Source organism: Vibrio sp. ZF57, from assembly GCF_001691235.1.
Taxonomy (GTDB): Bacteria; Pseudomonadota; Gammaproteobacteria; order Enterobacterales; family Vibrionaceae; genus Vibrio; species Vibrio crassostreae_C.
This window is the reverse complement of sequence record NZ_MAKD01000116.1, coordinates 48851-72857: the sequence shown is the minus strand read 5'-3', so window position 1 is coordinate 72857 and position 24007 is coordinate 48851. Positions and strand designations below refer to the sequence as shown.

General features: G+C 42.6%; 23 protein-coding genes and 1 pseudogene. 8 read left to right on the top strand and 16 right to left on the bottom strand.

Translation table 11 applies throughout. The annotated features are described in order from the left end of the window. Positions 1-170: 170 nt before the first annotated feature. A complete protein-coding gene (locus A6D97_RS18110) occupies positions 171-1166 on the top strand; it encodes a D-alanine--D-alanine ligase (RefSeq protein ID WP_065584955.1) in 996 nt (331 codons plus the stop codon). Between the two features lie 157 nt (positions 1167-1323). Here the strand turns inward: A6D97_RS18110 and A6D97_RS18105 are convergent, their stop codons facing one another. Beyond that, positions 1324-2292, bottom strand: a complete 969-nt coding sequence (locus A6D97_RS18105) for a tyrosine-type recombinase/integrase (protein WP_065584954.1) — start codon at positions 2290-2292, stop codon at positions 1324-1326. Between the two features lie 100 nt (positions 2293-2392). On the opposite strand from A6D97_RS18105, the gene A6D97_RS18100 reads away from it, so the two are divergent. The 3 genes and pseudogenes from A6D97_RS18100 to A6D97_RS22245 all read left to right on the top strand — a co-directional run. Then, the gene (locus A6D97_RS18100) at positions 2393-2761 is read left to right on the top strand and encodes a DUF3319 domain-containing protein (protein WP_017060095.1); all 369 of its coding nucleotides are present in this window, start codon (positions 2393-2395) and stop codon (positions 2759-2761) included. 3 nt (positions 2762-2764) lie between these two features. Continuing rightward, positions 2765-3076, top strand: coding sequence for a stress response translation initiation inhibitor YciH (gene yciH / locus A6D97_RS18095; protein WP_008221404.1), 312 nt, complete (start codon positions 2765-2767; stop codon positions 3074-3076). 1060 nt (positions 3077-4136) lie between these two features. Beyond that, positions 4137-4625: pseudogene (locus tag A6D97_RS22245) on the top strand (GGDEF domain-containing protein); the annotation flags it as partial. 547 nt (positions 4626-5172) lie between these two features. Here A6D97_RS22245 and A6D97_RS21685 read toward each other — a convergent pair. The 9 genes from A6D97_RS21685 to A6D97_RS18055 form a co-directional block, all read right to left on the bottom strand. Then, positions 5173-5325, bottom strand: coding sequence for a YoaH family protein (locus A6D97_RS21685; protein WP_004731009.1), 153 nt, complete (start codon positions 5323-5325; stop codon positions 5173-5175). Positions 5326-5366: 41 nt separating this feature from the next. Then, complete coding sequence (locus A6D97_RS18090) at positions 5367-6521, bottom strand: conjugal transfer protein TraF (protein WP_065584953.1); 1155 nt, start codon at positions 6519-6521, stop codon at positions 5367-5369. A gap of 50 nt (positions 6522-6571) precedes the next feature. Then, positions 6572-7459: a DUF2861 family protein gene (locus A6D97_RS18085; RefSeq protein WP_065584952.1), complete on the bottom strand. Its 888-nt coding sequence runs from the start codon at positions 7457-7459 to the stop codon at positions 6572-6574. Next, positions 7459-8118, bottom strand: a complete 660-nt coding sequence (vxrB, locus tag A6D97_RS18080; RefSeq protein ID WP_009845363.1) for a response regulator transcription factor VxrB — start codon at positions 8116-8118, stop codon at positions 7459-7461. Before vxrB ends, A6D97_RS18085 begins: the two co-directional genes overlap by 1 nt. After that, complete coding sequence (gene vxrA, locus A6D97_RS18075) at positions 8093-9565, bottom strand: sensor histidine kinase VxrA (RefSeq protein ID WP_065584951.1); 1473 nt, start codon at positions 9563-9565, stop codon at positions 8093-8095. The genes vxrB and vxrA overlap by 26 nt, the downstream gene beginning before the upstream one ends. A gap of 289 nt (positions 9566-9854) precedes the next feature. Next, positions 9855-11252 carry a Re/Si-specific NAD(P)(+) transhydrogenase subunit beta gene (gene pntB, locus A6D97_RS18070; protein WP_065584950.1) on the bottom strand — a complete coding sequence of 466 codons (1398 nt, stop codon included), beginning with the start codon at positions 11250-11252 and terminating at the stop codon, positions 9855-9857. A 10-nt stretch (positions 11253-11262) separates the two neighbouring features. Then, positions 11263-12810, bottom strand: coding sequence for a Re/Si-specific NAD(P)(+) transhydrogenase subunit alpha (gene pntA, locus A6D97_RS18065; protein ID WP_017069088.1), 1548 nt, complete (start codon positions 12808-12810; stop codon positions 11263-11265). Between the two features lie 300 nt (positions 12811-13110). Next, positions 13111-13392, bottom strand: coding sequence for an HlyU family transcriptional regulator (locus tag A6D97_RS18060; RefSeq protein WP_065584949.1), 282 nt, complete (start codon positions 13390-13392; stop codon positions 13111-13113). Between the two features lie 40 nt (positions 13393-13432). Beyond that, entirely contained in the window at positions 13433-13801 is a 369-nt protein-coding gene (locus A6D97_RS18055; RefSeq protein ID WP_017060104.1) for a late competence development ComFB family protein, read from the bottom strand. 476 nt (positions 13802-14277) lie between these two features. Between A6D97_RS18055 and A6D97_RS18050 the strand changes: the two genes are divergently transcribed. Further along, complete coding sequence (locus A6D97_RS18050) at positions 14278-15519, top strand: GGDEF domain-containing protein (protein WP_065584948.1); 1242 nt, start codon at positions 14278-14280, stop codon at positions 15517-15519. Positions 15520-15663: 144 nt separating this feature from the next. On the opposite strand, the gene A6D97_RS18045 is transcribed toward A6D97_RS18050, so the two are convergent. Then, the gene (locus A6D97_RS18045; protein ID WP_029235232.1) at positions 15664-16674 is read right to left on the bottom strand and encodes a Solitary outer membrane autotransporter beta-barrel domain; all 1011 of its coding nucleotides are present in this window, start codon (positions 16672-16674) and stop codon (positions 15664-15666) included. Positions 16675-16752: 78 nt separating this feature from the next. Continuing rightward, complete coding sequence (locus A6D97_RS18040; protein ID WP_170791831.1) at positions 16753-17724, bottom strand: diguanylate cyclase; 972 nt, start codon at positions 17722-17724, stop codon at positions 16753-16755. A gap of 131 nt (positions 17725-17855) precedes the next feature. Here A6D97_RS18040 and A6D97_RS18035 point away from each other — a divergent pair, with 131 nt between their 5' ends. Beyond that, positions 17856-18293, top strand: coding sequence for a DUF3069 domain-containing protein (locus A6D97_RS18035; protein WP_017060108.1), 438 nt, complete (start codon positions 17856-17858; stop codon positions 18291-18293). A 311-nt stretch (positions 18294-18604) separates the two neighbouring features. On the opposite strand, the gene modC is transcribed toward A6D97_RS18035, so the two are convergent. From modC to A6D97_RS18015, 4 genes are read right to left on the bottom strand one after another with little or no spacing between them, the layout of a single operon-like run. Then, a complete protein-coding gene (gene modC / locus A6D97_RS18030; RefSeq protein ID WP_017060109.1) occupies positions 18605-19711 on the bottom strand; it encodes a molybdenum ABC transporter ATP-binding protein ModC in 1107 nt (368 codons plus the stop codon). Continuing rightward, positions 19708-20406 carry a molybdate ABC transporter permease subunit gene (modB, locus tag A6D97_RS18025; RefSeq protein ID WP_017060110.1) on the bottom strand — a complete coding sequence of 233 codons (699 nt, stop codon included), beginning with the start codon at positions 20404-20406 and terminating at the stop codon, positions 19708-19710. Before modB ends, modC begins: the two co-directional genes overlap by 4 nt. Beyond that, the gene (gene modA / locus A6D97_RS18020; RefSeq protein WP_017060111.1) at positions 20407-21165 is read right to left on the bottom strand and encodes a molybdate ABC transporter substrate-binding protein; all 759 of its coding nucleotides are present in this window, start codon (positions 21163-21165) and stop codon (positions 20407-20409) included. Positions 21166-21221: 56 nt separating this feature from the next. Continuing rightward, positions 21222-22688, bottom strand: coding sequence for a cobyric acid synthase (locus tag A6D97_RS18015; RefSeq protein ID WP_017067811.1), 1467 nt, complete (start codon positions 22686-22688; stop codon positions 21222-21224). Between the two features lie 278 nt (positions 22689-22966). Here A6D97_RS18015 and A6D97_RS18010 point away from each other — a divergent pair, with 278 nt between their 5' ends. Continuing rightward, the gene (locus A6D97_RS18010) at positions 22967-23344 is read left to right on the top strand and encodes a NirD/YgiW/YdeI family stress tolerance protein (protein WP_048608277.1); all 378 of its coding nucleotides are present in this window, start codon (positions 22967-22969) and stop codon (positions 23342-23344) included. A 98-nt stretch (positions 23345-23442) separates the two neighbouring features. After that, complete coding sequence (locus A6D97_RS18005) at positions 23443-23967, top strand: hypothetical protein (RefSeq protein ID WP_017060115.1); 525 nt, start codon at positions 23443-23445, stop codon at positions 23965-23967. Positions 23968-24007: the final 40 nt, after the last annotated feature.

Sequence of the window (24007 nt, the reverse complement as noted above, 5' to 3'; positions counted from 1 at the left end):
CATAAAGAAGGGGCAAATGCTCCTTCTTTTGTTTTAAGACTCGCTGTTTTGTTTAATAGTTAATCGCTCGATCTTTCGAGCGCAATTTTAACAATCAAAACACTGTACCTATCTCGACTTTTGTTTATCATTGAAGTCAGTACTCCTAGTTTCAAGGACCGAATTTACCCATGAACACCACAAACATCCTTCTACTTTGCGGCGGTGGATCTTCAGAGCATGAAGTATCTTTAGTTTCAGCCAATTACCTTTTTGAACAACTTAATAGCGTTGCAGATTTTAACGTTGTAAGAGTTGAAATTAAGAACGAAGGCTGGTGTCTTGATTCAGGTGAATTGGTTTATCTTGATATTAACGACCAAACCTTACGCGGTGACAATTTAGCATCTAAAGTCGATTTCATTGTGCCTTGCATACACGGTTTCCCAGGTGAAACAGGTGACATTCAATCACTGTTTGAAATGGCTAAAATTCCATACCTAGGTTGTGGTCCAGAAGCAAGCAACAACAGCTTTAACAAAATCACGTCAAAGCTTTGGTACGACGCACTTGGTATTCCAAACACGCCGTACCTGTTCTTATCAGACAACAATGATCAAGCTCACTCACAAGCAACTCAAGCATTTGAAAAGTGGGGTAAAGTGTTTGTGAAAGCGGCTCGTCAAGGTTCTTCTGTAGGTTGTTACCAAGTTAACCAAGTAGAAGATTTAAGCGAGGCTATCAACAAGGCGTTCACTTTCTCGAACCAAGTATTGGTTGAGAAATCAGTGGTGCCTAGAGAGCTAGAAATTGCTGCTTATGAAATCGATGGCGAGCTACACATCAGCAAGCCGGGTGAGGTGATTGCACCGAATGGCGCATTTTACTCTTACGAAGAGAAGTACAGTGCAGACAGCCACTCGATCACTGAAGTTGAAGCAAGTAATTTAACTGACGAACAGCGTGAATTGATTGCAGACAGCGCACGAAAAGTCTTCACCCAGATGAAGCTTCGTCACTTGTCTCGTATCGACTTCTTTTTAACGCAAGACAACGAGATCTACCTGAACGAAGTCAACACCTTCCCAGGTATGACGCCAATCTCCATGTTCCCTAAAATGGTTGAGCATGACGGCCACAAATTCAGCCAGTTCTTAGAAAACTGCGTGAGAACAAGCCTTTCTTAGGTTTCTAACTCGTTTTCGTTCACTTAGAGCTGAACCCAAAAGTGCCTTAAGCTTTCGCCAAGGCACTTTTTGTTTTTAAAGCTAGCCGTTTTTTACGAATCTATCATTTAGCCACAACTTATATCCAAGTAACAATATCCAAGTAATTACGAACCGTTTATTGCCAAGGTATTAGCGCCTTAAACTTCATCTTCTCACTCTCAGCCGTTCCCGTGAAACCCACATATTGGGCTGGCATGGCAGGGCTAAGCCAGCGACCAAAGTCCTGAATCTCTCTAACCTTAAGACCTTGTTTCGACAACTCTTGTGCAGCACCAACACGAATCGAATTTCCAGAGAAATGGTGATTTTCTGGCAGTTGAAGTAAGTCGCTAGCTCTTCTCAATATCCTATAGATGGACGAATCATCTAAAGGCTGCAAACCAATATTCTCATGCTTGTCTATCGCACGAAATACTGGCAAGTCATCTTGTATACCAGTAAACGAAAGCCAACGTTGAAGTGCAACACTGGCTATTTGTGACAACTGATAAGCCGAATCTTTGACTGTTACTTGGTAATGATCTTCAACGTACTCAACATCACTCATCGATAACAACTTAAGCTCTGAGCGCTTTAAAGCACACTCGAACATCACGTTATAAATAGCAATGTCTCTGATCTCTTTCAGGTTTGCTTTCTCATGGGAGAGTAACGTATTCAAATCAGTGAGATGCACAGATGTCATAGCATTGGTTTGTTTAGCGTCACCGGCCATTTGAGATTGTAAGTGGAGTAGGGTAAAGCGAACTTGCCTGTGCTTGATCGGGTTAGCAAAGCTCAACACAGTATGTAACATGCTAAGCGTTGCAGTGTAACGTTTTAGCGATGCGTATTTTCTATCGTTAGACTCCGTTTCAAGAAAACGACGAACAGCGGTTATAGATGCGGGAAGTGTGTTAATACGATGTTTGGTACAGAACGCATGATAGCGATTCCAATCACTGTAAATGCCCAACAGTGAATTGCGAGAGTATTGAAATCCTGTCAACTCATCTATAATTTCTATTGTCACGTTGCTGTTTAATTTTTCAACAAATGAATTAATTATCACAGAGTCAGTTAAAATAGGGACTTTTTTTCTCAAATTACCATACCTCGACAGGTGTTTTTACCATATTATGCTTGATATCATTATTAGTATACTTATGATTAATGCAGTGAAAACAGAAAGATGATTAATAGATATGGCTAATTCAATTTACCGAAGCGTCCATCTTCAATCGATAGATGCTAACAACACAGTTTGGCGTGCTAAGTTAAAAAACAACGTTATTCAGGGCAACCTAGCTGCCGTGAAAAAGAGTATTGATTGGTGGATTGATACCGCATCTATTATTGATCCAAAAGAATTCATGTCATTAAATAAGTCGAGAGGAACTGGTGGCTCGACTGAAAACTTCAACGGCTACCAAATCAAGAATGACACCGGTGAGCCTAATGCGTGGTATTGCATGTTTAACGGTCGCTTAATCAAAGGCGGCAAGGTTGCAATCCAACGCCATATAGAAGCTTACTTACTCGCAAAACAAAAAGCAGAGCAACAAAAGAAGTAAATTATGAGCCTAGTATATTCAACAGAAACAGGTCGCATTAAGCCTGAAGAAGAGAAAGTCCAACGTCCTAAAGGCGATGGTATCGTTCGAATCCAAAAAGAAACCAAAGGCCGTAAAGGCAAAGGCGTTTCTGTCGTAACTGGCTTAGACCTAGATGACGCACCATTAAAACTAATGGCAGCAGAACTCAAGAAAGTTTGCGGCTGCGGTGGCTCAGTAAAAGATGGCAACATCGAAATTCAAGGTGACGCGCGCGACAAGATCAAAGCGCACCTTGAAAAGAAAGGCTACAAAGTTAAATTTGCTGGCGGTTAATCTCTAACTAATACCAGAGTTAAAATCGAAGATTATTATCACTGGTTATTAGGTATTTTATGGTAAATAGCCAGTATGGTTAAATACACAGTATAAATTAGAGAATATCGGCACAATACAAAGGCAGGGCATCACACAAAGATACCTGCCTTATAAACATCAAAATCCATTTAACATAACGTTTCATTCAGGCTTTCAGCAAACCTCTCAACATAATTTAGACCCATAATACGCAGTTAATAATACGTGTAGTTAATTCTAAAGGTAGTATTCTCATCTTTTGTCCTTAAAATCCTTGTTCCAACTGACTCTCACGCTTCTTGCGCCGTTCAGAGTTTTCTTATCGCATTTGAAATCTAATAATTATATGTACGGCCAGCGTCTACACAATTCAATCTTCATTCAGAAAATCTAATTGACGCGAAACTTTGTCCGTCTGGTTTAACTTATATGCCACTTCTCTGTTTGCACTAACGGTTCGCTGCGCTGTGTGCAATTCTTGTAAGCATTGCTGTTGTTTCTATTCCAGATTTCACACACGCGACCAATGTTTCTTATCAACTGCACATGCTTAGCTCTCGTTTAAATCCATCAACTAATAAAGTTCGTGTGTCTTATGTAGACCCGCACACAGATTTTTCAAACCTTCTTAACGATTCTCTCTAGAGTTAGTACTTTGTGTTCAGTTTGCATAGATTCATTACACTTATTGCTGGTACACAACACCGATACTTGGGAGATCCATAATCACGGTTTGCCCTGAAATTACGTTCAATTGGACTTAGGTAGCTTTGGTAATAAACCTAAGAGTTACTTTAAACCCATTGCGCTTAGTTTTTCTTTACTTGTTTTCTCTAACTGATATGCCTGCTTTGAAGTCGCAATGGTGTTACCGCCTGAGATTAGAAAGCTTATAATGATGTAATCAATAAGTAAAGTGACACTGTAGCTAGCTGTACAGGTAAAGCTTGGTCCTATGGAACACAAAATAAAGAACCCAAATAACAGCTGTATATTTACACAGTTAAATTATTATCCCCTTAAAAACGTTACCTTTCGTATAAATACCGAACAAAAACAACGCTATTTAGGCATATATCTGTCGCTGGGCGCGTATTTTTGCCTAGCAATCACGCTAGTGTCGTTGATCTCTTTTAATACGCTCATGGATAAGAACTACATCATCACACCTGACAGATAGCCTACGCGCGTAAATACGGACAGAGACCACGATGGTGGCACAGTAGGCTCATTACATAAGTCAGAAGATGGAATTGAGTTACAGTGTGACTTCGAGCAAACCTATAGCTTACCCTTCTGTGAAATTGAGTTCGTTATATCGACCCAAAATAAAGGGCTCGATCTCTCAACGTTCGATTCGGTCACCATCAATATAGAATATGAAGGTCAAGAGGAGCCAAGGTTTCGATTCTACATACGTAACCACGACGACAACTACAGCGCTCAAAGCGACCCTATTTCTAACAAGTTCTATCGCTTAGACTTATCATTCCCCAATAGAAAACACATCAATTTAGCATTCTCAAATTGATACGCGCCGCATTCCTTAATCGACTTCTACACAACACCTTACGCCTCGTAAGCTTTTTAAATACTTATTCTGTAAAGCACATATGTGGCAACGAAGCTTGCTCTAAGCGGTGGTAAGCCATTCGCGATATCGGTTTTGAACATTACCGCTGTGGATTGTCTCGCCCTGTTCTTCGATGAAATCCTCATTTGTCTGCTTCTGAACATTCATGGATTCTCATCCGTTCAAAATACAAGTCACAACGTCACTAGCCGTAAATAACGCCATATATTTAATGACTTAGGCGTGGTGACACAAATACTGACACCCAAAGTGGTGATTGTTTTACTTTCAGGTCTTGCTGTAATTTAATTACAACCCAAAGCCAAGTAAAGCCTGAGAAGTTAATTACTCTGACGTAACTTGTTGAATAAAAAGTATTTAAGAGTTTTGGACAGGTCGGGATTTAGAGAAACTAAAGAGTAGGTATGTACGAGATAATATACTAGAGGGTAATATATTTAGTTATAGTGCACTATCGTATTAAAAAAGAAGGGCTGATGCCCTACTCTTCTTTATTACTCATTTCTTCACGGATTTGCTCAGCAACGATTTTGATAGCTTGTGCTGTGCTGATGCCTTGGGTCATCATTTCTTGAATTCGTTCAACAGCTTTCTGTTGTTCTTCGTGAGAAAGGGTTGGTAAGTCGTTTAGCATGCTCTGCTCCTTTATTTAGGAGCAGAACTATATAAGGACTGTTAGTAACTAGCAAGGAAATTGATGGATGCACCCATTGCATTTTCATTCGTGTAGTTAGCACTTAGATCTAGCTGAAACAAGTTCAATGGCGAGATACCAACACCAGCTGTCACTGTTCCTTCTGAATCAGAGTAAGCCAGGTTCTTGTAATACCCTCCCCTTAGCTTAAGCTGACGTAACAGGTCGACTTCAGTACCAACACGAATCATCTGTTCGTTGTCTTCGAACGAAGTAAACTTCTCTGCTTCATTCAAATCATAATCAACACTCAACGTAAAGTAATCAGAAACGATCCCCGCACCAACAGTGTAGACAGGCCCCAGGTTATAAGAATGACTCGATGTTACTGTTCTTGTAGCCCCTGTGCTGCTTGTTAGCTGTTGGCTAACGGATTTAGTTTCAATCTCACGGTCTATAATATTCGTTGCAGAAAAACCCACTCTAAATGGGCCGTAAAACCAAAGCGCACCTGCATCAATATTAAATGTAGTTTCCGCGGTGTCGTTTTCTCGAACATCACTTAGATCGTAGTTTTGTGCCGAGGCAATGTAGTTATACGTATAGATTCTTTGGAGTTTTGGAGAAATACCAAACGACAAATGTTGTCCCATGAACGTTTGATATTTTGCTAATGATATACCAGCTTCCATAATGCCAATAGAAACAGCTTTAACAGCAGTTAACTCAGCATTAACCAAGTCACTATTAGTAGCGTCACTAGATGTATCAGGGGTTACAAATGATTCAGTGTATGCTTTTGCAAATACGTTTGCTGCAATATACTGATTTGGTAGAGCGAATGCTACAACACCACCTAAATCAACATTCAGGCTATCACCATTAAGAGCATCTAGATCAGAACCAGTCACAGTACCTGACTCAATGCTGTCAACTAAATTATCGATATCATCAACTAAGTTATTAGGGTCATTATAATTACCGCCAAAACTTGGCGTGATCATTCCCATGTCATCATTACGACGATAAATCGCAACAAGTGCTGGGTTATAGAATGGAGCAGTTAGGAAGTTTGCTGAAACAACACCAACACCACCCATCGCATCACCACGCGCTTCAATGGCGTAGTTTGCTGCTGAAAGAGGAAGACTGGCGAATGCAATTGACGCTGCGAGTAGTTTTGTAGTTTTTTTCATGCCGTTTATCTTTGTTAGATCCCTTACATAGTTAACGGCACAATTTTAAATTACTTTAACTCTTCTTCGCTAGAAATATCATAAGTTTTACTGATAGTTTGTGCTTGTTCTATCGCTATGTCACCTTGCCAGCGTGAATGCACCATTGAAACCGCCAAAACGTAGCGATCATTGGGAAGTTCTTCGCCAGTTAGGTTCATTGGATAATCAGATTCATAGCTCTTGCCCCACACCTGCTCATAGTGTTCATCGATGTAATCGTACAAACCAATTTCGAGCTTAGGAAGCGGACAATAAGGGTTCAGCAGTTCTTTTTTATCGATGCGCCACGTGTCTTTTGATGCCCAACGAACTTGCTGACGAAAAGCAACGTCACCAAGAATAATCCAAGTACTCCATGAATTACCGCCATCGCCTTTCACACTTAAACGATACAGGCCTGACTCAAGTTGAGATGCTAAATTGTAACGCTTGCGGTATAGGCTCACCGATGCGTTGTTTACCACTTCACTGTCTTTGGTTAGCTCACTGTCCGATGAAACAATCTTATCGACCCACTTCTCGAAGGTAATATCTTGAATGTTGTTTTCGGATTCAACATCAATCGATACGCGAAAAGTATCTCGGCCAGGGCTTTGAATGATGTGTCTTTTAACGACGACTGAACTGATCCAATCTGGGAGTGTTTTTCTGGTGAGGGTTTTACCACAATCTTTGTTCAATGCTTGATCGAACAGCTCATTGAGGTGATCTTCTCGTGATTGAGAAGAGTTGATTTGCCAAACTTCCACTAGTGAATCAAACATCTGAGGTAAGTCATTATCCAACAGGTGTTTATGAACTTGAGTTAGAGTATCACTACTCTTAAACCAATCCGCAGCTTGCGCGGTATTCACCACGCAAGACAACATTAATAGTGGAAGTAAGGCTTTTTTCATTACGCTTTCATCTTGTAACCAACGCCACGCAGCGTTTCGATTTCTAGACCCGGCAGTTTCTGTCTTAGTTGCAGAACGTGCGTGTCTACCGTACGTGTTGTTGGGAAATGGTTGTAACCCCATACATGGTCAAGCAGCTCATCACGAGTGAATACACGGCCAAGGTTGCTTGCCAAAAATAGCAGTAGGTCAAACTCAGTACGCGTTAGGGTGACTTCCAGTTCATTGAAAAACACTTCACGTGTCGCTTTATCGATAACTAGATTTTGAGCCATCACTTTTGATGCATCTTGATCTTCAGCATCAGGCAGGCGTAACTGCGCGCGAATTCGAGCAAACAATTCAGCTTCAGCGAAAGGCTTAGTTAGATAGTCGTTTGCACCTGAGTCTAGGCCCGCAACTTTGTCTTTTACTGTGACGAGAGCCGTTAGCAAAATAACTGGGATGTCTTTCTTTTTCTTCCAACCTGGAAGTGAATCTACTGAGTCACCATCAGGAAGTTGACGGTCTAGAATCACTAGGTCCGCTTGTTCCCAGTAGCCTTCAACTTCAGAGATCAGTTCTGCATGCAAACATTCATATCCAGCTTGCTCAAGGCTAACTAATAAACCGTCAGCTAAATTTTTATCATCTTCAACGAGAAGCAATGTCTGTTTCACAAGGTATCTCCAAAATAAATGTTGTTGGGGGGCCGATAAGCGTCATGTGACCGCCCATTTTTCCGACCATAGATTCCACTATCGTCAGACCTAAACCGAGTCCACTCTTACTTACGAATGGCTTTCTTAGTTGCCCCCAATCTTTGCGGGACAAGTCTCCATTATCTATAACTTTGAATGTCAGCTTCTTGTCAGAAGTATTCAGTTCTAGTATCACTGGTGCGACACCGTATTTCACGGCGTTTCTGATCAGGTTGTCGATGCACGTTCCTAACCAATATACGTTTATTTTTGCAGCAATATCTTTGTTTACACGGAGTTCAATACCCGGTGCAAATTCTTCTTCAACTTTGTATTGAAGCCACTCTTCAACGCTTGGTACCCACTCTGTTGCGAGCGGTTGGTTGTCTGATTGCAAATAGTCTTTACTTGCTTCTGCCAACTGTCTTAAACGGCGTGTATCTTCACACAGCCTACGAAACTCATCATATACTGATTCTGGTAAGTGTTCGAACTCGCGTCTGAACCCTTCAACCGTCAATGACAAACTTGCAATCGGCGTTCTTAATTCGTGCGTTAGGATTTGAAGCACCAGCATGCGGCTCTTCATCTCTTGTTTCTTACTGTTCCAACGGTAAACCGCCCAACCTAAGACAAGCATAATGTTGGCAATAACCAAGATAAACATGGCGACTTGCAGAAGCTCTGAATGATCTTCTATTTCCCAACACACATTACCACGCTGGACAAAACAGCTTTTACCTTCTGAAGACAAGCTAAACGATAACCCAGCAAGCGTGGCATTTTCGTTCCAGACTGATTTTTTATACAGGTAATATCTGTAGCCGCGTTTTACCCACATCTCATCAAGCTCAACAAACATACTCGCACCCGCTAACAGCGCGGTGATTGCTTCGCTATCCATTTGTTGCAAGCGAGACAGTAGTTCATCGTGTTCGGTGTTTGGTCGCTCTTGAATATGCATAAAGCGCTTCAGAGAGTCGAATTTTTCTGGGTACTTCTCAACGTATCGTGCCGCATAAGAACCGCCGCCAGGGTGAATCAAACCACTACGGCTAAACCAACGGTCAGAAAGCTTGGTGCCTTTACACATTGCACGAGTAAAAACTAAAGGCTCAGTAATCAAAGGGCTTAACGGCAGTTTACCACTACAGGTTTTTGATAACTGGTACAAGCGCTGAATGTCTTTTAACGGGTACTCTGCTGTTTGTGGCAGCATAGAAGACGGCATGATCAAACGTGTTGGATAATCAGCCTGTAGCACTCGAATATCGTAAGATTCGATTGCCGTTTCATGATCAAAGAGTTTGGTGAAATTATCGATACGCTCAGGTAAAGAGTCGGCAAATGCGTTTGCAGACACAGACAACGTAGCGATAAGAAGAGTAAATGTTCTTTTGATGATCACAAACCAACGCAAATTCATATAGATCAACCAAATATATACCATTCGCTATCAAAGATAAATTTTTAACCGCATGAAAAACATTGAGAATGGCGAGCTACAGAGATAAAGGCCAATATATTACGGCCACATTGTACATACGTACTAGTAGGCTGATTGGCAAGCCAAACCTCAATTGCGACAAGTTTTGCATCAGGCTTCGTCAACTTCGTATCAACTGAGATCACACATAGAGTCGCTTTCGTAAGATAAAAAAAGGAGCTCAAATGAGCTCCTTATCGAGTTGTTACATATTGTTTAGAGGTGATCTCTATAGATGTTCTAAGATACTTAGACAACTCTTTTTAGCATCGCCAAACAGCATCTGCGTGTTCTCTTTGAAGAACAGTGGGTTTTGCACACCGGCGTAACCTGTGTTCATCGAACGCTTGAATACGATAACATTCTGAGCGTTCCAAACTTCAAGTACTGGCATACCAGCAATTGGGCTGTTTGGATCTTCAAGTGCTGCAGGGTTTACGGTGTCATTCGCACCAATTACCAATACAGTATCTGTCTCATCGAAGTCATCGTTGATTTCGTCCATTTCTAGAACGATATCGTAAGGCACTTTCGCTTCAGCAAGCAGTACGTTCATGTGACCCGGTAACCTACCAGCAACTGGGTGGATACCAAATCGAACATTAATGCCCTGCGCTCGTAGCTTGTCAGTGATTTCATGCACTGGGTATTGTGCTTGAGCTACTGCCATGCCGTATCCAGGAGTGATGATTACTGACTTAGAGTTTTTCAGCATATCAGCCACATCTTCAGCTGATGTTTCGCGGTGTTCACCTTGCTCTTCATCGCCATCAGACACAACCACTTCTTGGCCGAATCCACCAGCAATAACGCTGATGAAAGAGCGGTTCATCGCCTTACACATAATGTAAGACAGAATCGCACCCGACGAACCAACCAATGCACCAGTTACGATAAGCAGATCGTTTGCAAGCATGAAACCTGCCGCTGCTGCTGCCCAACCAGAGTACGAGTTCAGCATAGAGACAACTACTGGCATATCTGCACCGCCAATCGATGCCACTAGGTGGTAACCGAATGCGAATGCGATAAGTGTCATCACCATTAGTGCGAACATGCTGCCGTCTGCTTTAACGAACATGATCATCAGCAGTGTAGAAACTACGATAGCCGCTAGATTCCACTTGTGCTTATGAGGGATGTTCAATGCAGACGAAGAGATAACGCCACGAAGCTTACCAAACGCAACAATAGAACCCGTGAACGTCACCGCACCGATAAACACGCCAAGGAACACTTCCACTAGATGGATAACGTGCTCTGCATGAATATCTGCAGGGTTGATAGAAACAGCAGCAGGTGGATCGATGTAGCTGTTGTAACCTACAAGTACTGCAGCCATACCTACGAAGCTGTGCAGAATTGCAACCAGCTCTGGCATTTCAGTCATTTCTACTTTTCTTGCGTAGTGGATACCAATACCACCACCGATCACCATAGCAATGATGATCCACACAATACCAGCAGAGTGAGGGCCAAAGATCGTTGCGATCAACGCGATTGCCATACCCGTGATACCGTAATAGTTACCTGCACGCGCAGATTCCTGTTTCGATAACCCAGCCAAACTCATAATAAAAAATACAGCAGCAACAATATAAGCTGCTTGTACTAATCCTTCAGACATCTGTTACTCCTTAGTCTTTACGGAACATTTCAAGCATACGTTTGGTCACGGTAAAGCCACCAAAGATATTGATACTTGCAATTAATACGGCAATAAATGATAAGAACGTGACGACGCCACTTCCTTGTCCGATCTGTAACAGTGCACCTACTACAATGATGCCTGAAATCGCGTTAGTCACAGACATCAAAGGCGTATGCAGAGAATGGCTTACATTCCAAACTACGTAATAACCCACCACACAAGCGAGAACAAAAACGGTAAAGTGAGATAAGAACGCAGCTGGAGCAACCGAAGCTACCCAAGCGAATGCACCAACAGCTACCGCCATACCCGCCACTTTCTTAATTGGAGAAACAGGTTCTTCAACTTTAGGCTCTGGTTTGGCCGCTTTTGGCTTAGTTTGTTGTGGTTGAGCTGAAACTTGAATTGGTGGAGCTGGCCAAGTGACCTCGCCCTCTTTAACGACAGTAACACCACGCAGAACAACATCTTCAAAGTCGATATTGATGTTGCCATCTTTCTCTTTGCAAAGCAGTTTCAAAAGGTTAACTAGGTTCGTTGCATACAGTTGAGATGATTGAGTCGGCAGTCGACCAACCATATCAGTGTAACCAACCACCTTCACGCCATTAGCCGTTGTAATGACTTGATCCGCAACCGTGTATTCACAGTTACCGCCATTGGCCGCCGCAAGGTCTACAATCACACTACCTGCACTCATGCTGTCTACCATCTCTTTGGTAATCAGCTTCGGAGCCGGGCGACCTGGAATCAGCGCCGTAGTAATGATGATATCAACGTCTTTTGCTTGAGCTGCATAAAGCTCTTCCGCTTTCTTATTGAATGCTTCAGACATCTCTTTTGCGTAGCCGTCACCAGCACTGGTATCTTCCTTGAAATCCACTTCCAAGAATTCAGCACCCATCGACTCAACTTGTTCTTTAACTTCAGGACGAACATCGAATGAACGAACGATCGCACCTAAGCTACCCGCAGCGCCGATTGCCGCTAGTCCAGCAACACCAGCACCTGCAACCAGTACTTTTGCTGGTGGAACTTTACCCGCAGCCGTAATCTGGCCCGTGAAGAATCGACCAAACTCATGCGCCGCTTCAACAACAGCACGATAACCCGCGATGTTTGCCATAGAACTCAATGCATCTAACGCCTGAGCTCTTGAAATTCGTGGTACAGAATCCATCGCCATCACGTTGATGTTACGACTGGACAATTGTTCCATTAACTCTGGATTTTGAGCAGGCCAAATAAAGCTGACCAATGTTGCGCCATCTTTAAGAAGATCGATTTCATTTTTAGACTCGTCAACGATCGGAGCGTTAACTTTAAAGATAATATCGGATTTCCAAGCTTCATCTGCGGTGACAACTTTTGCTCCAGCTTGTTCATAAGCTGCATCTTCAAAACTTGCTAACGCACCTGCTTGTGATTCAACACAAACTTCAAATCCTAATTTTAGAAGCTGTTCTACCGATTTCGGCGAAGCAGCGACTCGCGTTTCACCTGCGAGCGTTTCTCTTGGTACACCAATTTGCATAGCTATTCCTTGACTATTGGCACGAATGACTTATTCGTTTGTATCTAACGACAACTAATACTTCAAGCGTTTTGTTCAAAGAACAGGAAAAGTTATTACTTATAACGATTTGGACGGAATTTAAGCGCTTCATTCGGATAAATGACGACCGTCTCGAACCAAGAGGTCAAACCACTTGCAAATAATCCTTTTAATAACAACTCACTAGCTGTTCTTTATCCATAAAACTAAAAAGAGCTTTCAGCATATACACTGAAAGCTCTCTAAATTATGACCAACATCAATTCTAACCCTAATTGGTTAGCTAAATATATTGTCGCCCATTTGGTCGATGAACATCTGCGATTTTTTGAGCATCAATTCATCGGCATCTTGTTTGTTTGAAACAACATCTGAACGAATAAAACGGTGAGTTTTGATTTCACCATCGAATTCTTTCTCGATTCGCCCAGCAACACGGTATTGACCAGTTTCTGCAATGGCATCTTGATAGATATTGAAACCCTTATATTCGACTGGCTCAATCTCTACTTTTTGTTCGGTTTTTTCTTTGCCACCAAATAATCTAGAAAAGAATCCCACGTTTTTTTACTCCTTAAATGACCGTATTCACCCTAAACTATCATGACTGTTTACGGTTCAACAACGGCTTTTCATACCATTGCAATTCTACGTCATCGTCAAAATTGTGTTGACTAAATATAACAGGCACATTGTCGTCACGTTCACGTCTTCGATCGTCAATAATCATACTTTCTGCATTTTTGACCGCGATCTCACTATTGCGTTTATAGAGCACCAATTTGTCTTCTGGCAATGCTGACAGAAAATCGATATCAAAACGAATATAGATAGGTTTTAGCTGGCCCAAAGCCAAGCACGCGAGATCGGCCAACTGTTCGTTGGTATAACTAGACACATATTCCTCGGTAGCCAATACATGACCGACCAGAGTTTCCATATAGTTATGTACATCAACACTAATTTGCATACCACACCTCCATTTGTAGCGGTTTTTCTAGTCGCAGTCGTTTCTAAAGTCACTTGAAACCATGCAATTCCTAATAGCTTTCTATAACTCAGTTATAGGTTTTACTGTCCATAGTTGAAACTTAGGTATTATTTAATCTTACTCTGACTTCATTACAGATCTTCGTCGCTTAATGAAAAGGTCACTCAATGATAACTGATCATCAAGCCCTTTAAGTGACAGCGCCAACGTAAGAGCAGCAGAGCAGATTTTGTTAAGTATCTATAACGACTAATTAATTTCTCATATATACTGTGTAGTTCGTTCTAAGGTTAATAGCAACTCAAAATACATATAAAAATGATTGCACCAATAGCGACCTATGACTATGTTTTTGCTCTAATTTAGGTAAAAAGCTTGGCAATCGCTTGTTTAACCGTATCCTACGCATAGTATTAAATAATAAGATCATCAATATAGTTAGGCTCACCACATAAATGGCATCATCTTTTGTAACGTCGAGCATGTTTCGATTTTGCTTCCCTTTAGTCCTGTTAACAATTTTGCTCGTTGGTATGGACAACGTCATTCTCGTGACGGACTCAAATTTAGGGTTTGCTAGCAACCTCCCTTACATTTTATTGAGCGTTGCGGTTCTGCTATGCCATACGTTCAGACAAGGTCGAATGGCGATGGTATCGGTGACCATGCTTGTCGCTTATCTGATCATCCAAGTTCGCTTACAAACGCCTCTCAATACTGGCACAACGCTATTAGAGCTCTCGTTACTTGCGGCATTAGTACCTGTCACTTGCTTACTTGTTTATGCCTTCCCTGATAACGGCGTAAACTCAAAGTCGATGCTGCTCTACGCCATCGTTCTTGTTCTGTTTATGGTGTGGGCACAATTGATCGTCTCTCACTTCCATGCCGGCGGTTTTGAATCATGGAGTGATGGTCTTCTATTTATTGTCAGAGACTTCTCCAAACTGCCTTTTGTTTTAGTGCTGTATAGCCTTTGCTTGCTTGGCCTTACTGCCATTCTCGTGTTGGTGTATAACCGCTCTATCGATGTTGTGGTTTATAGCGCTATCCTGCTTTCTTCTTGTACGTTCATCTTCTTCGATATTCAGTACATCTCGAGCACCATGTTCTCGCTGTCAGGCACGTTGATCATAGTCTATGTGATGTCTGCTAGTCATGATATGGCCTTTAATGACCAACTGACTAACATTCCAGGTCGACACGCCTTAGAAGTCGATATGAAGCACTTGGGGCGTAAGTATTCGATGGCGATGGTCGATATCGATCACTTTAAGCAATTCAACGACACCTACGGACATGACATTGGGGACGATGTGTTAAAACTGGTGGCACGCATTCTGAGAGAAACCACAGGCGGCGCTAAAGCTTATCGCTATGGTGGTGAAGAGTTCACGATTATCTTCAAAGGCAAACATTCGGAACAAGTTAAAGAGCACCTTCAAGCTCTGATTTCCGAGGTTCAAAACTACGACATGACGATTCGCAATAGTCACGAGCGCCCTGACGATCATGAAGTGGGGATGAAAAAGCGTGGTAAGAACGGCAAACCATCGGAAGTGGTGAATGTGACGGTGAGTATTGGATTGTCTGACAGTACAACCACCAGACATCCTGAAGAGGTGTTGAAGCTTGCTGACCAAGCGCTGTATAAAGCGAAAGAAACCGGTCGAAACAAACTGTGTATTGACCGTTAACAATAGTTGATAGCGAAAGATATTGAGTGCTAGAGATCTAAATAGCTTAAGCCATTAATAGCGATCTGCTTCAATAACTATCACTTCCAAGTTCAACGAGCCTCATTGATTTGAGGCCGTATGGGCTTAACTGGAAAAAAGAGCTTAATCTTGGTTGAAGAATATAACCAAGCTGCCACCTTTTAAGCTACTTCCGTAGTTAATCGTAAAACCTATTCCCACGTTATCGACCCACTCATTAAACAGGTTTGGGTTAAGCAACCAACCAACACTGCCCTCGTAGTAAGATGTGGTGCCCATAGATGCCACGGTGTCACCACCAATATCAATTCGTCTTATACTCGAGTACATCGAAGTGATGTTCTTATCCCAACGCACGAGATCATAGAAAACCTTGGCTTCATTGGCGATATACCACCCTTCAGGATGACCGACATTGCCATTATTCGCCTCGCCCCAGCCGATGCCATTAAAGTAATGCCAACTGGTGCTCAATTTATACTTTCCCCAGTCATTCTTATCTTCGTACATCAGCTTGATTTTAGGCTCGATGATGTAAGCCCAAGCATCAGTATTGAGATATACGCCATCCAGTTGGTCTTGAATAGGCTTTAGCAACGAAGCGCGATATTCATAATCATTGCGGTAGTAAGAGATGTGGTTACCGATTGCAGAGCTGAAGCTCCAATATTCGTCTAGCTGGGACACATTCGCGAATTCGACGTAGCCAGACACTACCGACTCTTTTTGAAAATCGTTTCTGTTTGCTGCCGCGTACTCGACATCGTTCTCGATTCGCAATGCAGACAAGCGTAGCGTCACCTCTTGATGGTTGTCTTCGATGTAACTTGGTAATTCAAATGTGTAAGGCAAACTCAGGGAGGTGATGTTTTGGCGACGACTTACCGAATCATTCGAACCGATGTCTTCATTGTCCAAACTAAACACTTTATTGGGGTCAAAGTTATTGATACCAAAAGTGAAAACATCGGTGTCGTTGAGCAATACACTGGTGGCAAAGCTCTGCTCTAGATCCTTTCGAAAAAGATCAGATAGCGTATTGGCATTAACAGTGGTCGCCAAAGCGGTAAAAAATAGAGGAACCGCAAGCGTCCAAGATGTGTTAGTCATAGAAAATGACTTCGAATGTGGCATTTCTTTTATCACTTAAAGCACTTCCTAGCTCAAACGCTATTAGAAGTATAAATTCAAATATCGAAAAGAGCTCGCCAACTAACGCGCAAGCTCCAAAATGTTACGTTGTACAAAGGTATTTCTACCACTTTGCTTCGCTTGATAAAGCGCTTGATCGACCTTTTCGTAAATAGACGCAATAGATTCGCCACCTTCTGGCACAAATGACAACACACCTTGTGACGCTGTCACTCTATCCGATACCGTTGAGTGTTCATGAGCGTAGTTCATCTCATGCAATGCCTCTTTAACTCGAGTCGCGTGTACCTTAGCGCCTTCACTATCTGTATCGCTAAGAATCAGAACAAACTCTTCACCGCCATAACGACCTACAAATTCTCCCGCACGAACAAACAGCTGTTTCAAGGTATTAGCAAGCCCTTGTAAGCACTTATCCCCTTGAATATGACCATAATTATCGTTGTAAGGCTTAAAGAAGTCTACATCTAGAAGTATGACTGTCATGGATATATTACGTCTTCCGTGCCACGCTATGCTCTCTTCAAGCTTAGTATCCATATATCGACGGTTATACAATTTGGTCAGGCCATCTTCGTTGGCTTGTTGCTGCAGAAGGATGTTCAGTTCTTCGAGTTTGGCTGTGCTTTGTTTTAGCTCTCGTCTCATGTGCGCGATACGTTGCATCGCAATCAGCTTAGAATTCAAAACAACCTTGTTTACTGGCTTGATCAGGTAATCATCGCCACCAGCGTCAATCGCTTTTGCGATCATCTCAGGTTCTTCGTGACCACTAAGAAAGATGATGGGAACCCATTCTGGGAATCGGCTTCGAACCTCATTCGCCACTTCAAAACCATCCATATCAGGCATGCTGATATCAAGTAACACGAGTTCAGGATCAAAATCAGAATAAACACTCAGGGCTTCTTTTCCGCTACCGACAGCTTCTACAATATGACCCAGTTGCTTGAGTCGGATAGCAAGTTGCATCCTGTCTAGTTGAACGTCATCAACCAGCAATATGCGCATTGAAGATCCCTTTTCTATCATCACATCACCTTTATCTAGTGTTGAATATTCAAAGTAGCTCAAATTTGGGCTTAAATCATGCCCTAATCTCTATATTAGATTGACTTTTTTACAGATCTTTTTAGCATTGTTTCTTTTTAAAGAGAAATACTATGTCAGACGCTACAAACAACGAACAACAAGAAATCGATTTAACCACCATCTCACCAGAACTTCGTCAAGTTATCGAATTTGATGGCGTACCAAAAGAGATGCACTTTATGGTTACTTCTATTCACGAAGTGTCTGAAGAAGCAGTACGCGAAGCTTGGGATAGTCTTCCAGCAAGCGCACAAAATGTTTTAGACAACTTCGAGCAGTTCCACGCTCTAATCTCAGTTAGCCAAGCTTTCGCTGGTGTTAACGTGATGGAAGAGTTCCCTACTCTTAAACTTCCAGAAGACATGTCTGACGAAGAAAAAGAAGAGTACCGTGCTCAACTGCTAGACCAAGTTCTACACAACTGTGTAAAAGACATGGTTAAACAAATCAAGAAAGCTCGTCGTGATGCAATCTTGAAGCGTGATTTCAAAGAAGTTTTTACTAAGTAAGTCGCTAGTCGCCTAAACTAGGCTAAGCGCTAACAGTACTACTTAGAATTAAGCCGCATGTTTCTTTAAACACGCGGCTTTTTTATATCCGCTATTTTCTGTTCGTCGATCGTTACGTCTGTATGTTCTTGTTGCTAATGTTCATATGATTCGACAAATCATATGCTTTAACACTCATATAGTGTGGCGCAAAACTGGCAGTTATACCGTATAAAAATGACGCATGTATCCATTCATGGAATCAAGACCGAATTTTCAGAACCTATAACAGGCAGTATCGCGGCAATATCGAAAAACTGACCTTGTCAGGTTTAATGCGTTACCGCGATATCTCTTTGAGCGACACTCACACCTTTAATTTGAGCGTAAACACGCTGCCCGATTTCTAGATTTAACTCATCCAGCGCCCACAATGTAATGGTTGCCCATAGGTAGCACCCAGACTCTAACTCTAGCTCGACCTCGACACTCTGCTTATTTGTGCCTTGTTGGTGCGTCTCTACGCTTTTAATGGTGACAGGAAGGATGTTACGTATAGAAGTCCCTTTCGGCCGTTCTAGCGTGATAGAGACATCATTTGCCCTAACTTGCAGCCTCACTGTCGTACCAAGCTCACTCGATACTTTCTGAACCCATAACGACGTCGACTTTCCTAGCATCAGGCGAGACAGCGCATAATCGTCATTGTGTTCCGCTAATGTCGCTTCAAACAACGAGCTTTGCTCTGAGAAAGATTGCCAAGGTTGCATGGCTCTCGATGCCCAAACCTCTTCCGTCACACCCGACGAAATCACTTTGCCTTGGTCAATAATCACAAGGTGATTTGCCAAGCGTAAAATTTCATTGAGGCTATGGGTGACATAGATGATCGGTATTTGGACGGTTTCGGATAAGTTTTCCAGAAATGGCATCACTTCGCGCTTACGAGGCAAGTCGAGAGACGCTAAAGGCTCATCCATCAACAAAATGCTCGGCTTTGATAACAAAGCGCGGCCAATCGCCACACGTTGCTTCTCACCGCCAGACAAACGAGCTGGGTATCGGTCAAGCAATGAACCCAAAGACAACAGCGAGACTATTTGCTCAAAGTGCGCTTGATCGACGCTTTTCATACCGTATTTAAGGTTCGCTGCCACCTTCATATGTGGAAACAATCGCGACTCTTGGAACACATAACCGACGTTGCGTTTGTGAGTCGGCAAATTAATGCCATTTTCACTATCGAACAGTGTGGTTCCAGATACGCTGATCAGACCTTTATCGGGCTGTTTAAGGCCACTGATTGCATTGATAAGTGAGGTTTTACCCGCGCCAGAACGACCAAAAATTGCCGTAATGCCGCTACTTGGTAATTCCAAGTCGATATCAAAGAACGTTTCACCAAGTTGTTGTTGATATTGGAGGATCAAAGCACTCATGCATTGCCTCCCAAGCGTTGTGCTGACTTTTTGTTGAGCCACTCAGATAGCATCAATGAACCCAGCGCTATCACAATAGAAATGACACACAAACGCGCGGCTTCCATTTCAGCGCCAGGGGTTTCAATAAAGGTATACATAGCCAAAGGAATGGTTTGAGTTTCACCGGGAATATTTGAAACGAAGCTAATGGTCGCGCCAAACTCCCCTAGGCTTCTTGCGAATGAAAGCATGGTGCCGGTAATGACCCCTGGGATCATCAAGGGTAAAGTGATCGTGAAAAACACACGAAGAGGTGAAGCGCCTAATGTAGCAGCCGCCTCTTCAAGCTTACTGTCTACGGTTTCTAGGCTCAATCTAATAGAGCGAACCATCAGCGGCAACGCCACAACCACACAAGCGAGTGCCGCGCCCTTCCAGCTAAAGCTGAATACAATACCAAACACGTCATTGAGCCACGAACCTATGATACCTTGCCTGCCCATCATCACTAGCAGTAAATAGCCAATAACCACAGGTGGAAGTACCAAAGGTAAATGGACAATACTCTCAACAATGCTCTTACCTACAAATTGTTTCTTAGCAAGTAGCCATGCTAAGCCAATACCGATAGGGATAAGCCATAAGATTGCAAACCCAGCGACTTTTAAGCTCAGCATTAAGGCTTGGTATTCGTATTCCGATAAATACATCATTTAACGCACTTCAAATCCAAAACTGTTCAAGGTGTCTTTCGCTTTTTCGCTCTTTAGGAAAGTATAGAACTCTTCTGCCACAACTTTATCACTCAACTTCGCTACAGGGTAACGTATTGGTGTGTGCAGATCTGATGGGAAGGTCGACACTAGGTTTACTTCTTTAGAAAGCAACGCATCCGTTTTGTAGACAATGCCAAGCTTAGCTTCACTGCGCTCGACTAAGGCTAAGGCCATACGAACATTGTTACTTGGTGCCAATCGAGTTTTCACATCGTCCCATACACCTAACGTTTCTAACGCTTCTTTTGCATAGATACCAGCAGGAACCGACATGGTGTTACCCACTGCAAGCCTTTCATTAGTAAGAAGTTTAGCCCATTGTTCACCTTTTGATAGGTCTAACGTTACCGATGTCTCTTTAGGAGCAATCAGCACCAGTTCGTTTTCACATAGGTTTGTGACATTGTCACTATAAACCAATTTACGATCGACTAAATGCGTCATCCATTTCTCATTTGCCGAGATAAAAATGTCTGCTGGTGCTCCTCTTTCGATTTGTCGCACCAAAGACGATGTACTCGCGTACACAGGAATCACATCGACAGAATGGTCTTTCTCAAACTCTTCAACCAACAGATTAACCGCATTGGTCATCGACGATGCAGCGTAAACTCGTAGCTTTTCCGCAGCAAAAAGATGACTAGAACTCAATGCCGAAGTTAAAGCCATGGTTAAAAGGAAGACTCGCTTTTTCATTGTTATCACTTATCTATTGTTCGTTTAAGTTCTTTAGCTAACTTCTAAATGGCGGCTTAAGCTGTTAACTCTGGCCAAAGCAGATCAAGATTTAAGTACTCTTCGATGGCATCAGCGATTCGATTAATACCCAGCTCTTTAAGCTGTTCGTGGTCAATCGCGGTCACATCGTTGGCTCCTGCCCATTCGCAAATAAGCGACAACGCATCACTGTTGTCGAATACGCCATGCAAGTAAGTACCAAAAATCGAGTTATCTTGATTCACAGCGCCATCTAGGCTGCCAGATTCTAACTGAACCGGTAAGGCTGTTTCTTTGACATCAGTCCTACCTACGTGGATTTCATACCCTTTTACTTGTGCTGTTTTGCCATCCAGCGTCATGGTGCCGCGTACGTTGGTTAAGGTTTTCTGCTGTGTAAGGGTCGTTTCAGTATCCAGATACCTTAACCCTTCGCTGCTGCCGGGTTCCCCTTCAACGCCATCAGGATCGTGGATGATGTTACCTAACATTTGGTAGCCACCGCAGATACCCATCACTTTGCCGCCTAAGCGCAGGTGGCGTTGAATATCTTTATCCCAGCCTTGTTCTTTTAGGTAATCCAAATCTGCTCTTACCGACTTTGTACCCGGCAAGATAATTAAATCAGCATTGTTTACACGTTCGCCTTTACCGACATAACGTAAATCAATCGAAGGATTCAATCTTAACGCGTCAAAGTCTGTATGGTTGCTGATTCGGGTTAGCACTGGCACCGCCACCTTAAGCTTAGCTTCTCCGTCAGACTCTTGAGCAGAGGTAATGGCATCTTCCGCTTCTAAGTTAAAACCATGCAGATATGGCAAAACACCAATGACTGGCTTGCCGGTTTTTTCCTCTAGCCAATCTAGGCCAGATTGAAGCAGTGCGATATCGCCTCTAAAACGATTTATCACAAAGCCTTTTACACGAGCTTGTTCAGATTCAGACAATAGAGCTAATGTCCCGTAGAGATGCGCAAAAACGCCACCACGGTCAATATCAGCAACGATGAGCACAGGGATGTCCGCTTTCTCAGCAAATCCCATGTTAGCGATATCATTTTCACGAAGATTGATTTCGGCTGGGCTCCCCGCACCTTCAATCATCACGCTTTCATATTCTTCAGAAAGTCGGTCAAACGAATCGATAACTGTATCCATCGCCACTTTCTTGTAATCATGATAACCCGTCGCTTCCATGTTGCTCAGCGCTCGGCCTTGCAAAATCACTTGCGCGCCGGTATCTGAGTTGGGCTTTAGCAATACAGGGTTCATGTGAACGGTTGGCTCTATATTACAAGCTTGCGCCTGAACCGCTTGAGCACGGCCAATTTCGCCACCATCTTTTGTCACAGCACTGTTCAACGCCATGTTTTGTGGCTTAAAAGGTGCCACTTTGATTCCTTTCCTTGCCAAAACACGGCATAAACCTGCCACCAAAACACTTTTTCCGGCATCTGACGTTGTCCCTTGAACCATAAGGGCACTTAATGGTGCTCGCATTTGTACTTAAATCCTTAATTTCTTAATTTTCAATTTATAGCTGTGGGCAATATTTCTCTGCGACCATCTTAACGTCATTGCCGAGTAGATGCTCAATAAAATGAATGGAAAATGAATGTGTTACTCACTCTGGATTCAACCCCAGTGTTGTTTAATAGCTCCATCGAAACGAAGCTTGTGAACGATAACAGGCGCTTCAACAAAAAACGTACTAACGAAAAGAAACGTTTCAAATTCAGAAAAACGTTTCTACTAAAAACAACATTAAGGGATTCACCATGAAAAAAACTGTATTAGCTATCGCATCTACTATTATCCTTGCTCCTACTTTCGCAATGGCTAGTGACCACAACAGCAACAAGCACGAAAGCGCTATTGCTTATACTGGCCCAATTGAAACCGTTTCTGTTGCGACACTACTTGCCGACACAAGCATGTTCGCAGAGCAAGAAGCAATTGTGGATGGCAAGATCGTTCGTCAACTTAAGAATGACACGTTTGTCTTCTCTGATGGCCAGAGTGAAATTCAAATCGAACTTGATGATGATATCCGCCTAGCACAACCACTGACCGCTGATACAAAAGTTCGTATCTTCGGTGAATATGAAGGTGGTAAGACACCTGAAATCGAAGTGGACCACATCCAGGTTCTATAAGCGATTAATATAAAAATACCGACTTCAAATAATTGGCCTGCATATTGCAAGCTTTTTTGTATTATACTGCCGCAAAATACAATTTATATGGAGTCACCATGCTAGGTTGCACGAATAAGACTGTCCTTTTAGGACTCGCTGCACTGTGTTCATTCTCTGCGTCTGCAAACAACTTTAACTACAACACATTCGAGCTGCGCATGGGTACTAGCCCAAGTACTTTCGGTGGTGAAGTCACAACAATGTTCACTCAGAACTCTCATTTTGTTGCTCGTATCGATTCAGAATTTGAAAGTGATTGGGATGCAGCGGTAGGTATGGGATTCAACGGCCCAATCAGTCAATTTGCTGACGTTACTGGCCAAATGTTACTGCACAACATTGAACGGAATGACGATAACCACATCAAAACAGAAATTAACCTTGGCTTGAGAGCTTGGTTAATGGCAAACGTTGAAGTTAACGCACGCCTTGGTCAACTGATCGACAACGATGACACTCGTTCAATTTTGGGTATCGGTGCTCGTTTCCATTCAACTGATCAACTGTCTGTTGGTCTTGATATGCGCAATAACGGCACATATGGCCACCAAATCTTAATGTCGGCTCGATTCGGATTCTAATCTAGATTTCAATTACTGAGTAATAAATAGCTAAACGTAT